Genomic DNA, 11,976 nt, shown 5'->3' on the forward strand with positions numbered 1-11,976 from the left:
CTCGGACCCTCTCGCGTGTCGGCGACGCCTCGACGCTCAGTCGCGCGGGGAGAGCAGGTAGCGATTCAGGTCGGCGGTGAGGGCGGCGTCGACCGGGAGCGAGACATCGTCGACGGCGGTGATCGCCGCAGCGAGGCGGACGCTCGACACGAGCCACGCGGCATCCGCCTGCGGGAGATCCGTCGCCGGGATGCGGTCGTAGCCGACGTCGAAACCCTGTGCCGCGAGATGGTCGTACACGCTGAGCTGGGTCGTGCCGTGCAGGATGCCGCCGTTCGGGGCGGGGGTGACGAAGCGGTCGCCGAACCGGAGGATCAGCGAAGCCGTCGGCGCCTCCAGCACGAAGCCGTCGCTCGACAGGAAGATCGCGTCGTCCGCCCCGCGCCGGTGCGCCTCACGCAGAGCAGCCATGTTCACGGCGTACGAGAGGGTCTTGGCGCCCAGCAGAAGCCACGGCGCCCGCTCGACCGCGCCCAGGTCGTATCCGCGGTCGAGGGTGACGACGCGCACGCCCGTCTCCCGCACGGCGGAGAAGTCGGCTGCCGGCGCCGCCGTCACCCATGCCGTCGGCGTGGGCCCGTGCTCGACGCCGCGGCTGAGGATGAGCTTGATCACGGATTCGCCCGCACCGAGCTGTGCCGCGGCCCGGTCGATGGCCTGGCGCCACTGCGCGAGGTTCGGCACCGGAAGGTCGCACAGGCGTGCCGAGTGCGCGAGCCGCTCGAGGTGCGGGACGACTTCCTGCGCATGCCCGTCGACCACGCCGATCGACTCGAACACGCCGTCACCGCGCTGCGTGCTCAGCTCTCCCACGCTGAGCGCGGGGGCCGCGGCATCCACCTGCGTGAGCGTGTCGGCGTAGTCGGAGCGCTGCTCCTCGGCGGGCACGGAATCGATGATGAGTGCGAAACGCCCGGTCATGATCCGAGCCTAGAGGGCGGGAATAGCCACCGCCGCATCGCGTTACAATTGAGTGGCCGGGCCGCATAACCCCGGGCTCCATTTTTCGCCGCTACGAGCGGCCTTCCGCCGAGAGGCGTTCTTGCGGCCCGGTCTTTTCTTTGTCCGGGCCCTTTTCTGCAGGACCGGCGGCCCGCCGGAGCGTGTCCGTCAGCTGAGAGCCCCCGTGCGCCACAGCACCGCTGCGGCCGCCAGATCCTGCGCATAGCTGCTGAGTCGCAGCGCTCGGGTGGTCAGTTCGCTGGCTCGCGCCGGTTCGGTGGGCTCGTAGTCGTCCGCCGAGTGGGTCGCCCCCGAAGCCTGCACCCGGCAGAACGCGGCGGCGCGGTCGAGAGCCACCGCGAAGTCCCCGCGGAACGCCCCGCGCAGGATCGTGTCGATCAGCGCGACGAGCTCGTCAGGGCTCGCCGGCACCGGAGCGCCGGCGATCACGACATCGGCCGAGGCCAGCTCCACCCGACCGCGGTCGTAGAGCAGCGCGGCCGTGCGGGCGTCGGCGTGGATCGCGAGCTGCAGCACGTACAGGCGCCACAGCGCGCCGGGAAGCGTGCGGGACGGAGCCTTCGACCACAGCTCCGCGATCTCGTCGATGCCGTGCTCGGAGGTGAATGCCACGAGCCGCTCCGCGCTGGCACCGCTCTCGTCCGCACGGACGCGCGTCAGCAGAGCGGATGCCGTGGCGTGTGCGACCCGCGTCTCTTCGGCGGGATCGTGCGCGCCGACGATGTTGTCGAAGGAGGAGGACGGTCGGCGCACAGGGCGGTGGTGCTGCTCAGGCATCCCTCCAGGGTACGCGCGATCGGCGACGCTCAGGCCGTGGGGATGACGATCACCGGGTCAGACGTCGGTTGCCCCGTCGGCGAGCCGCCGGCCTGTTCGACGGTCACCGCGATCGCATCTCCTGCCTGCATGTCGCCATCGAGCAGGGCTGTCGCCTCACCGCCGTCGACATCGAACACGCCTGCCGAGACGGGGGCGTCACCGCGCACGAACCAGAGTTCGTAGGTCTCGCCCTCCCCGGGATTCGGGAGCCCGTCGGCCACGAGCACGGCCTTGCCGACCGAGCCCGACCAGTGCGCCGTCGCCGTTCCGCCGTCATCGAGCGCGACCGTCGCCTGCTCGGCGTCTCCCGCCGCTTCGATCTCCTGCAGGGCGACCACGCTCGCGGGGCGGTTCAGCTGCTGATTCAGAGCCACTGCGCCGATGCCGACGCCGACGAGGAGGGCGAGGCACGCGGCCAACGCGAACACCGTGCGAGTCCATCGGCGCGGCTTCGGGGATTCGGCGGCGGCCTCCTCCGTCGTGAAGCTCTCCGGTGCTGGAGCGGCCGCACGCGGCTCGTCGCCGTCCGACTCGTTTCTCTGTGGTGTGACGGCGATCTGCGCGAGCAGGGCGGACCGGATGCTCGCGGGCGGATCGACCGTCGCGGCCGTCTCGGCGAGTAGCCCGGCCGCACCGGCATCCGCCTCGACGATGGCCTGCCACTCGGGGTGCGCGGCGCGTGCGTCACGGAAACGGCGCTCGTCGTCTGCCGACAGCGCGTGCAGGGCGGCACCTGCCGCGAGCTCTGCGAACTCTCTCTCGTTCATGCCGTCACCCCCATCGCCGTGCGCAAACGGGTCAGCCCGTCTCGCATCCGTGTCTTGATCGTCCCCAGCGGCGCGCCCACCAGGGCCGCGATCTCGTTCTGACTGTAACCGCCGTAGTAGGCGAGGACGAGTGCCTCGCGCTGCACCTCAGGAAGCCCCGAGAGAGCGTCGACGACCTTCTCGCCTTCGATTCCCAGCTCCACCTGTTCTGCGACGCTGTCGTGTGCCACACCGATGTCCTTGAATCCGGCCCGCACATCGCGGTCGGCGCTCGACTGCGATGCCCGCACCCGGTCGACGGCCCGACGATGTGCGATCGTCATGACCCACGTTCGTCCTTGACCTCTGTTCGGAGCGAAGCGGGAAGCGGATTGCCAGATCTCCAGGAAGACCTCCTGCAGGACCTCCTCGCTCTGCGCCCGGTTCACCAGCACGCGGAGGATCAGCCCGAAGGCGCGGGAGGAGAGGGCGTCGTAGAGGGCCGCGAAGGCAGCCTGGTCACCGTCGGCGACGCGCACGAGGAGGTCGCCGACAGCATCCTGCGTCGCGCCGTCCTCCGGGACGTCCATTCCATCGATGACCATCTCCACAAGCATGCCGCATCTCCTCTCCGTACCCGTGCAGACGTCACCCGAATGTGAAGGAATAGACCTGGATTCCAGGCGGGACGTCGAGCGTGAGGGTGCCTTCGGCGATGTCGGTCTGCTTGAGCAGCTCGTACGAGCGCGGAGTGCCGTCGATCGCGATGGTCTCCGTCGATCCGTCGTCGCGTCGGAGCTCGATGTCTCCCGTCCCGGCGACCACGACCCGCACCTCGGCGGCGTGATACTCGAGGCTGATGCGTCCGTCATCACCCTCCGGCGTCGCGTACTGCGTCTCGATCTTCCAGTCGCCGTCGAGCGCGAAGCTGTCGGCCGGCTGATCCTTCGGGAACGTGTACGCGTTGGTGCCGGAGCGGTAGTCGCCGTCGCCGCCGTAGTTGACGTCCTTCGACGAACCGAGGAATGTCTCCCTCGTCGTCGACCCCACATCGGGTGTGTCATCTTCGACGTCTGTCGCGCCGGGAAGGTCGACGGACGGATCCGCGTCCTTCAACAGCTCGCGGATCATCGACTCGGTCGCGGCGTAGTTGCCCTCTCCGAACGAGATGTGGCGCACGGTTCCCTCTGCATCGATCAGGTAGTGGGCGGGCCAGTAGCGGTTGCGGTAGTTCGTCCACGTCGACAGGTTGTTGTCGAGGGCGACCGGGTATTCGATGCCGAAGTCTCGCGCGCCGGCCGCCACATTGCCCGGGTCCTTCTCGAACGCGTACTCGGGAGAGTGGATGCCGATCACCTGCAGGCCCGCATCGCGGTATGCCTCGTCCCAGGCGACCACGTGCGGGAGCGAACGCTGGCAGTTGATGCACGAGTACGCCCAGAAGTCGATCAGCACCACCTGGCCGCGCAGATCCTTGAGGTCGAGCGCCTCCCCGTTCGGGGTGTTGAGCCATTCCTGGATGCCCTTGATCGACGGCGCCGTTCCGCACGACTCGAGTTCCTCGGCACCGTTGGTGCACTTGTCGAGATCTTTGTTCTCTTCGTTGACGAGTCCGCCGAGATCGAGGGCGTCCTTCACCTGGTCGGAGTCGGCGATCTGCTCCTGGAGCGGAGCCGTGTAGTCGGGCAGCAGACGCTGCAGCGCCTGGGGCACGTTGAACACCAGCCCGACGGCGAGCGCGATCATCGCGATGCCGGCGGCGATGCGCAGCCCGCGCTCCTTCGAGCGGAAGGAGCGGATGCGCTCGACGACGCTGCGGCCGGCGAGGGCGAAGATCAGCAGCGGCACCGCCACGCCGATCGAGAACGACACGGTGAGCAGCACGGTTCCGATGCCGATCTGACCGGTGGAGCCGGCGACGATGATGGCGGCCAGCACGGGGCCTGCGCACGGCACGAACACTGCACCCAGCGCGAGGCCGACGCCGAAGCCGCTCCCCCGGTTCTTCACCTCGCGCTGACCGAACCGCTGGAACGGGCGCTCGAGGATGTGCTGGAACCGCGGCACGATGAGCCCGACGCCGATGATGATCAGCACCGCGATGCCGACCCAGCGGATGATGTCCTGCGGCAGATTCAGCAGCCCGAGCAGCAGTGAGCCGCCGAGCGTGACGAGCGTGAAGCTCAGCACCAGCCCCGCGATCACGAAGTACGGGCGGCTGCGCCTGGCGGGCACCACCTCGTCTTCATACCGCGCGGACTGGGCGCCGCCGGTGAGGAAGATCACGGGCAGCACGGGCAGGATGCACGGCGAGATGCCGGTGATGAGCCCGCCGAGCAGGCCGATGATGATCAGGTCCATGAGGTCCCCACTTCTGTCGGGAGCTGTTCGCTCCGGGGACGACAACGGATTGGATTCGATCGATCTGAGAGATTTCTGAGATTTCTCCCATCCGATCTCGAAGGTGCTCCGAACAGCCCTCGACGCCACGGAGAGGCCGTGGCTCAGTTCTGAAGGAGCTCGACATGTTCAGCACCAAGAAGAAGGTCACCGCAGCCATCACCCTCGGCCTGGCGAGCGCGTTCCTGCTCTCCGCCTGTTCGATGGGCAGCGGCAGCACCACGGAGGAGTCCACCGAGCCCAAGACTCCGGAGACGTCGGAGTCGACGCCGATGGAGGAGATGGACCCGGCCGCGAACCTCGTGGGCCCCGGTTGCGCCGCCTACGCCGAAGCTGTGCCGGAGGGCGCAGGATCGATCCAGGGCATGTCCCAGGACCCGGTCGCCGTCGCCGCATCCAACAACCCGATGCTGACCACACTGGTCGCCGCAGTGAGCGGACAGCTCAACCCCGACGTGAACCTCGTCGACACGCTCAACGGAGACGAGTTCACCGTGTTCGCACCGGTGGATGACGCCTTCGCGAAGATCGACCCGGCCACCATCGAGGCTCTCAAGACCGACAGCGAGACGCTGAGCTCGATCCTGACCTACCACGTGGTCCCCGGCCAGATCGAGCCGGCCGACATCGAGGGCATGCACAAGACGGTCCAGGGTGCCGAGCTCGAAGTCACCGGCAGCGGCGATGACTGGATGGTCAACGACGCCAAGGTCGTCTGTGGTGGAGTGCAGACCGCGAACGCGACCGTGTACCTGATCGACACGGTCCTGATGCCCCCGGCTTCCTAAGCACGGGATGGCCGGGAGGAGGACCCGGCACGACGCCTTCTCGGGGTAGGGGGAGCCACCCGGGAAGGAGAAGGGGCCGCCGGCGACGTTCTGTCGCCGACGGCCCCTCGTCGTGCGCACTAGACTTTGAGCAGGGGCCTCTAGCTCAGTTGGCAGAGCATCGGACTTTTAATCCGCGGGTCGTGGGTTCGAGCCCCACGGGGCCCACCGCAGGGTGAGCGCGGCGGCACCTGTCTCAGGATTCGCCGTCGTGCTCGCCCGCCAGCAGTTCCGCGCGGATGTCGGCCACGCCACTGGGCAGCGTCTCGCCTTCGAGTTCGAACGTCGGGGCTTTCGGGGTACCGCCGATCGCGCACACCGCGACGCTGTCCTGGCCGTCCAGCGTCTTGGGGATGACGACGAACCAGAGGGACTTCTCCGCAAGCCACTCGGTGGTCGCCATGTCGGCGTAGTAGGTCGCGTCCGGTGCCAGGCTGCGCGTCTTCTCGGTGCAGAGCTTCACGAGCTGGGGACCGGAGAATTCCGAGGCGGCCTCCGTCGGGTCCGGGGTCGGCGCGACTGTCTGCGACGGCGTGGGAGTGGGCGAAGCCGTCCCGGATGTCTCGGATGCCGACGGTGACGGGCTCGGAGCCGGCTCAGGGGCGCAGGCCGCGAGCAGAACGAGCATCGGCAGGAGGACGAGAGCAGGACGAACGCGCATGTCTGGATGCTACTGCCGCCGCAGCGGATTCCGAGGGGAGCGCTCCGGAGACGACGGCTTCTCCTGTATCACCGGCTCCTCGCAGTGGCCACCCCCTTCCCACATTCGGGTGTCCCGGGAGAGGGTCTACTCGTCCGCTCCCCGCGGACGACCCTCCACGAAAGGACGACGAACCATGACTCTCACCGGCAACCGAGTGGCATTCCTGGCGACGGACGGATTCGAGGACAGCGAGCTCACCAGCCCCTGGGATGCGGTGACCGCCGAGGGCGCGAGCGCGACGCTGATCGCCCCGGACGGCGCCGCGATCACCGGGAAGAACGGTCACGAGCAGGCCGTGGATCTCCTCGCCTCCGACGCGTCGGCCGACCAATTCGACGCGCTCGTGCTTCCCGGCGGCGTCGTGAACGCCGACCACCTGCGCCTCGACAAGCCGTCGATCGCCCTCGCGCGGTCCTTCTTCGAGCAGCACAAGCCCGTGGGCGTGATCTGCCACGGCGCCTGGATCCTCATCGAGGCCGGTGTCGTGGACGGCCGGACGCTCACCAGCTACCCAAGCCTGACGACAGACCTGCGCAACGCCGGGGCGACCTGGGTCGACGAGGAAGTCGTCGTGGACGAGGGCCTCGTCTCCAGCCGCACGCCCGACGACCTGCCCGCCTTCAACGCGAAGCTCGTCGAAGAGATCGGCGAGGGCAAGCACTCCGGGCAGACCGCCTGAGCAGCGGTGTCAGGCCCGCGCCCGGTGCCGTCGGACGGCCGCGCGGTTCGCACAGCGCACGGAGCAGAAGCGCTGACGGCCGTTGCGGGTCACGTCCGCGACGACGTTCGTGCACGGCGCGGCCTGACACCTGCCGAGCCTGCTCATCCCCCGTGTCACGAGGTGCAGCGAGGTGCCGAGGCTGATGATCGCCCGCAACACGTAGGGCAGTGACGGCACGTCATCGCGGTAGTGCAGGTGCCAGCCCTCCCCGTCGTGGTTAGTGAGCCGCGGGTAGGCGGCCGCGGCCGCGAGCTGGGCGTTCAGCAGCAGAGCCCGGGCATCGGGGTCGGGCTCGTCGACGATCGCGAGCCAGTCGTCGATGACCGTCTTGATCCGCTCATGATCATCGGCCGCCGGCGGGAACGTCTGCGTCATACCCAGCTCGAGGGTGCGCTCCTCGATCCCGGCGCGGTCGGCCGGCCAGTCGTTGGCGAGGGAGGCGGCCAGGAGCACCGCATATTCTCCGTAAGGGTTGAGATGCATAAGACCATTACACCACGCTGGATGCATGACCTCGCAGAACACCCTCCCAATACCCCGCCTCCGGCCCGAGACAGAGACCCACGAGCACGCGTGGCTCGTCGAGTCCCGGCATCCGACCGGTGAGGGCGTCGTCCTCTACGTACGGTGCGGGGGCTGCGGCACCCGCCGCGTCGACCTGCAGTCGCACCCGCACACGCCGCCGACCGCGCTGAGCACGGAGACCGGCGGGGTCCAGGGCTGAGACTCAGGCCTCGACGATCTCCGGCGCCGTCACGCCGTCACGCCGTCAACTCGATGAGTGTGCGCGTCGTCCGGAGGTTGCGGGCGGTGCCGGCCACGCCCAGCGCACGGTCCAGCACTCCCTTCGTGAGCTTCGTGGAGTGCACGCCGCCACTCCCGTAGTCGATCCACAGGTCGTTCCCCACGAGCTCCAGACGCTCCTCCGGCAGGAGTCGTCTCTCCAGCGCCTCGACCGCCCCTGCCGAGGGCGATCCCTCGAGGAACATCGCGTGCACGAACTTCACGTCACCCTCGGGAAAAGGCTGAGCGGACTCCGACGCGACCAACTGCGTGTGCGTTCGGTGGATGACCGGAGTGTCGACCCCGAACTCCTCGTGGATCGCGACGCGCACGGCGGAGCATGCGGCATCCGGGTTCTCCGGAGTCGCGCAGATGATGTTGCCGCTCGCGATGTAGGTGGACACGTCGGCGAGATCGGTATCGGTCGCCAGCATCTCTCGCAACCGTGCCATCGGCACGCTGTTGCGTCCGCTGACGTTCACAGCCCGAAGCAGCAGGACGCTGCGGTTCACGCGTCGGTGCTCTCGACCAGTTCCGCACCTGCGTGCACGAGCTCTGCGAGGGCTGCTTCGCTCGGTTCCGGAGCCACCCCGGCGACGAGGTCGGTCAGAATCCGTACATGGACGCCGTGCGCGATCGCGTCGAGCGCGGACGCCCGGACGCAGTGATCGGTCGCGATGCCGACCACATCGGCACTGAGCACTCCCGCGGCAGTGAGGAGCGCGCCGACGGTCTCACCCGCCTCCGTCTCCCCCTCGAACATCGAGTAAGCGGGTTTGCCCTGCCCTTTGCGGACGTGGTGCGTCACGGCATCCGTCACCAGGAGCGGGTCGTACTCCGCACCGTCGGTACCCGCGACGCAGTGCACCGGCCACGAGTCGACGTAATCGGGCGTGCCGGCGAAGTGTCCGCCGTTGTCTCCCTGCGCGTCATGCCAGTCCCGCGACGCGATGATCACCCCATAGTCGGAGGCATGCGCGGCGAGGAATGTCGTGACGGCAGCGGCCACCGCATCACCGCCCGTCACGGCGAGTGCACCACCCTCCGTGAAATCGTTCTGCACATCGACGATCAGAAGCGCTCTGCTCATGATTCGAGGGTACGCCGCTGGAACGGGAAAGGCCCCGTGATGTTCTTCACATCACGGGGCCTTCGGAGCCGCTTGTCAGAATCGAACTGACGACCTTTTCATTACGAGTGAAATGCTCTGCCGACTGAGCTAAAGCGGCGTGCGACGCGTGAGCGGCGCGATCACCGATATTACCCTGTCTCGTGCCCGGTCGCGAATCGAGCCCGCCTCACTCGCAGCGCAAGCCGTCTTCGGGCACCACATCGTCGAGCAGGAACGCTTCGACGGCGTCGTCCACACAGACGTTGCCCTTGTTGTACCCGGTGTGGCCCTCGCCGACGCGGGTGATCAGGACCCCTTCTTCGAGCTGGTCCGCCAGCGACTCGGACCACTCGTACGGCGTCGCCGGATCGTTCGTCGTGCCGATCACGAGAATGGGTCCTGCACCCTCAGCCGCGATCTCGCCGCGCGTGCCGGTCGGCGGGTAGGGCCAGACCTCGCAGGAGTCCGGTCCGGTCCAGTACGGGGCGATGGTCGGCGCGCCCGCGGCGATCTTGGCCTCGATCGCGGCTTCGGCGGCCGGGTCGTCCTCGACCGGGTAGTCCATGCAGTTGTATGCACGGAAGGCCTCGGTGGAGTTGTCGGTGTAGATTCCGTCATCGCCGCGTTTGTTGTAATAGTCGGCGAGCAGGAACGCCGTGGTCGGGTCTCCCTGCAGCGCCTCATCGAGGGCCTGGGTGAGGATGTCCCAGCTTTCCTGGGCGTAGAGCGCGGCGATGATCCCCGTCAGCAGGGAGTCCGCACCCATCATCCGCCCATCGCCGTTCTCGAGCGGAGTGCGGTCGACGCTCGCCAGCAGCGCCCCGAGATCGGCCATCGCCTCGTCCACTGTGCCGTTGAAGGGGCAGTTCCCCGAGTCGAGACAGTTCTGCATGTAGGCGCGCAGCGCCGACTCGAAGCCCAGAGCCTGAGTCGCCCCGACCTCGAGCCCCGGAACCGCCGGATCGATCGCGCCGTCGAGCACCAGGCGTCCGGCCTTCTCGGGGTAGAGCTTGGCGTAGGTCGCGCCGAGGAAAGTGCCGTAGGAGTAGCCGAGATAGTTGAGCTGCTTGTCGCCCAGCACCGCGCGGATCAGATCCATGTCGCGGGCGGAGTTGACCGTCGTGATGTGCGGCAGGATGCCGTCACTGTTCGCCTCGCATGCCTCGGCGAACGACTTGTGCGCGTCGAGCTGCTCGGCTTCCCACTCCGCCGTACCACGGGCGGCGGACGGGATGCCGTAGAGGTAGTCGTCCATCTCCGGTGCGTCGTAGCAGGTCACCGCGGTCGAGCCCCCGACTCCGCGCGGATCGAAGCCGATCACGTCGTAGTTCTCGATGAGATCGGGCCCGACGGCGAAGTCGAGGCTGCTCTGGACGAGCTCCACACCGCTCGATCCGGGACCGCCCGGGTTCGTGAGCAGGGAGCCGACGGGGGTCCCCTGCGCGCGATGCCGGATCACCGACAGGCTGATGTCACCGGCCCCCGGGTTCTCCCAGTCGAGGGGCGCCGTCACCTCGGTGCAGTCGAAGCCGGGGCCGCAGTCCGTCCACTCCAGCTCCTGCGAATAGAACGGCAGCAGGTCTTCGGCGACCCCGTCGGTGTCGGGGACGATGGTCGACGCCGGCCGCGACGACTGCTCGGGGATCATCGCGTAGAGACAGCCTGAGAGCGCGACGGATGCCGCGGCGAGGCCGGCGATGACCGCGGCGGCGCGACGGAAGCGGGAAGTCGATCGGTTGTTCACGGTTTCCTCCCGCTCGTGATCGTCACGAGCAAGCTCTCCAGTGCGAGCAGCGGAGCGACGTTGCGCTCCAGCGACTGCCGCGTCTCGGCAAGGTGGTCAAGTACGACAAGGGTACGGGCCTCGGACCAGGCCGCGGCGATGCCTTCCAGCTCGGGGCGCAGCTCGCTGTTGATGAGATCGTCGCCGCGGCCGAACTGCAGCATGATCACGTCGCGGAACAGCGACTGCAGGTCGGTGAGCACGCGATCGATGCCGTCACGCAGGCTGCGCGTGGCACGCTTCTTCTGATCGTCTTCGAGCGCCGAGAGCTGCGTGCGCAAAGCCGGCGGCACGGCCTGCCCCTCGGCGATTCCGATCGTGCGCAGGAGCGAAGCCCGCTCCTGCGCGTCGCGCTCTGCCGTGAGAGCCTTCGCGTCTTCGGTCGCGGCCTGGATGATCCGACCCGCCACATCGACCGCATCGCCGACACCGCGGACCCCGATGACCGACCGGAGGGTCTCGTCGCGCCGACGCCGAGCCGCGTCATCGGTGGCGAGACGCTGCGCCATCCCGATGTGGCGCTGCGCATGCCGCGCCGCCTGCTCGGCGACAGCCTCATCGGCCCCCGTGCGCAGGGTGATGAGCCGGGCCACGTCAGCCACATCCGGCTCACGCAGTCGCAGCGAGCGGACCCGGGAGCGGATCGTCGGCAACAGGTCGGCCTCGCTGGGCGCGCACAGGATCCACACCGTCTGCTCGGGCGGCTCCTCGAGTGCTTTCAGCAGCACATTGGAGGTGCGTTCGACCATGCGATCGGCGTCTTCGACGACGATCACGCGATACCGACCAGCGGAGGGTGCGAAGTAGGAGCGCTCCACGAGAGCGCGGGCCTCGGCGATCGTGATGATCACCTTGTCGGTCCGGAGCGCCGTGACATCGGGGTGGGTGCCCGCGAAGACCTGCCGCATCACGGCCTCATCTTCGGGGTGGTCGGCGACCAGCGCGGCCGCGAACGCGTACGCGAGAGTCGAGCGGCCGGATCCGGGCGGGCCGGTGATCAGCCAGGCATGCGAGAGCGCACCCGGATCGGATGCCGCCGCACGGAGCGTGTCGACGGCAGCATCCTGCCCCCACACGTCCGCCCACGGGAAAGGAGGAGGAACGGTGCGGGCCATGCACT

General features: G+C 68.4%; 14 protein-coding genes and 2 tRNA genes. 4 read left to right on the plus strand and 12 right to left on the minus strand.

What is annotated here, in order from left to right; genetic code table 11:
* Positions 1-36: 36 nt before the first annotated feature.
* The 5 genes from CQ034_RS12885 to CQ034_RS12905 form a co-directional block, all read right to left on the minus strand.
* Positions 37-921: an aminodeoxychorismate lyase gene (locus CQ034_RS12885; RefSeq protein ID WP_105711345.1), complete on the minus strand. Its 885-nt coding sequence runs from the start codon at positions 919-921 to the stop codon at positions 37-39.
* Positions 922-1,110: 189 nt separating this feature from the next.
* Positions 1,111-1,740: a hypothetical protein gene (locus CQ034_RS12890; RefSeq protein WP_029262784.1), complete on the minus strand. Its 630-nt coding sequence runs from the start codon at positions 1,738-1,740 to the stop codon at positions 1,111-1,113.
* A 29-nt stretch (positions 1,741-1,769) separates the two neighbouring features.
* Positions 1,770-2,549, minus strand: a complete 780-nt coding sequence (locus CQ034_RS12895) for an anti-sigma factor domain-containing protein (RefSeq protein ID WP_105711346.1) — start codon at positions 2,547-2,549, stop codon at positions 1,770-1,772.
* Entirely contained in the window at positions 2,546-3,145 is a 600-nt protein-coding gene (sigK, locus tag CQ034_RS12900) for an ECF RNA polymerase sigma factor SigK (protein ID WP_029262786.1), read from the minus strand. Before sigK ends, CQ034_RS12895 begins: the two co-directional genes overlap by 4 nt.
* Positions 3,146-3,176: 31 nt before the next feature.
* Positions 3,177-4,889 carry a cytochrome c biogenesis protein DipZ gene (locus CQ034_RS12905; RefSeq protein WP_105711347.1) on the minus strand — a complete coding sequence of 571 codons (1,713 nt, stop codon included), beginning with the start codon at positions 4,887-4,889 and terminating at the stop codon, positions 3,177-3,179.
* Positions 4,890-5,053: 164 nt separating this feature from the next.
* Here CQ034_RS12905 and CQ034_RS12910 point away from each other — a divergent pair, with 164 nt between their 5' ends.
* Both CQ034_RS12910 and CQ034_RS12915 read left to right on the plus strand, forming a co-directional pair.
* Positions 5,054-5,716 carry a fasciclin domain-containing protein gene (locus CQ034_RS12910; RefSeq protein ID WP_029262788.1) on the plus strand — a complete coding sequence of 221 codons (663 nt, stop codon included), beginning with the start codon at positions 5,054-5,056 and terminating at the stop codon, positions 5,714-5,716.
* 134 nt (positions 5,717-5,850) lie between these two features.
* A tRNA-Lys gene (locus CQ034_RS12915) sits at positions 5,851-5,923 on the plus strand.
* Positions 5,924-5,951: 28 nt separating this feature from the next.
* Here the strand turns inward: CQ034_RS12915 and CQ034_RS12920 are convergent.
* On the minus strand, positions 5,952-6,416 hold the full coding sequence (locus CQ034_RS12920; RefSeq protein ID WP_105711348.1) for a hypothetical protein: 465 nt from the start codon (positions 6,414-6,416) through the stop codon (positions 5,952-5,954).
* 175 nt (positions 6,417-6,591) lie between these two features.
* On the opposite strand from CQ034_RS12920, the gene CQ034_RS12925 reads away from it, so the two are divergent.
* A complete protein-coding gene (locus CQ034_RS12925) occupies positions 6,592-7,137 on the plus strand; it encodes a type 1 glutamine amidotransferase domain-containing protein (RefSeq protein ID WP_105711349.1) in 546 nt (181 codons plus the stop codon).
* Positions 7,138-7,146: 9 nt separating this feature from the next.
* Here CQ034_RS12925 and CQ034_RS12930 read toward each other — a convergent pair whose 3' ends face one another.
* Entirely contained in the window at positions 7,147-7,662 is a 516-nt protein-coding gene (locus CQ034_RS12930) for a CGNR zinc finger domain-containing protein (protein ID WP_029262791.1), read from the minus strand.
* 25 nt (positions 7,663-7,687) lie between these two features.
* Between CQ034_RS12930 and CQ034_RS12935 the strand changes: the two genes are divergently transcribed.
* A complete protein-coding gene (locus tag CQ034_RS12935) occupies positions 7,688-7,903 on the plus strand; it encodes a hypothetical protein (protein ID WP_105711350.1) in 216 nt (71 codons plus the stop codon).
* Between the two features lie 37 nt (positions 7,904-7,940).
* On the opposite strand, the gene CQ034_RS12940 is transcribed toward CQ034_RS12935, so the two are convergent.
* From CQ034_RS12940 to CQ034_RS12960, 5 genes are all read right to left on the minus strand, one after another.
* The gene (locus CQ034_RS12940) at positions 7,941-8,474 is read right to left on the minus strand and encodes a DUF1697 domain-containing protein (protein WP_105711351.1); all 534 of its coding nucleotides are present in this window, start codon (positions 8,472-8,474) and stop codon (positions 7,941-7,943) included.
* Positions 8,471-9,052, minus strand: coding sequence for an isochorismatase family protein (locus tag CQ034_RS12945; protein ID WP_105711352.1), 582 nt, complete (start codon positions 9,050-9,052; stop codon positions 8,471-8,473). Before CQ034_RS12945 ends, CQ034_RS12940 begins: the two co-directional genes overlap by 4 nt.
* A 66-nt stretch (positions 9,053-9,118) precedes the next feature.
* Positions 9,119-9,191, minus strand: a tRNA-Thr gene (locus tag CQ034_RS12950).
* Positions 9,192-9,260: 69 nt separating this feature from the next.
* Positions 9,261-10,817, minus strand: coding sequence for an alpha/beta hydrolase (locus CQ034_RS12955; protein WP_105711353.1), 1,557 nt, complete (start codon positions 10,815-10,817; stop codon positions 9,261-9,263).
* Positions 10,814-11,971: a DNA polymerase III subunit delta' gene (locus CQ034_RS12960; protein ID WP_105711354.1), complete on the minus strand. Its 1,158-nt coding sequence runs from the start codon at positions 11,969-11,971 to the stop codon at positions 10,814-10,816. The genes CQ034_RS12955 and CQ034_RS12960 overlap by 4 nt, the downstream gene beginning before the upstream one ends.
* Positions 11,972-11,976 lie beyond the last annotated feature (5 nt).

The sequence above is a fragment of the Microbacterium sp. MYb45 genome (assembly GCF_002979655.1).
GTDB lineage: Bacteria > Actinomycetota > Actinomycetes > Actinomycetales > Microbacteriaceae > Microbacterium.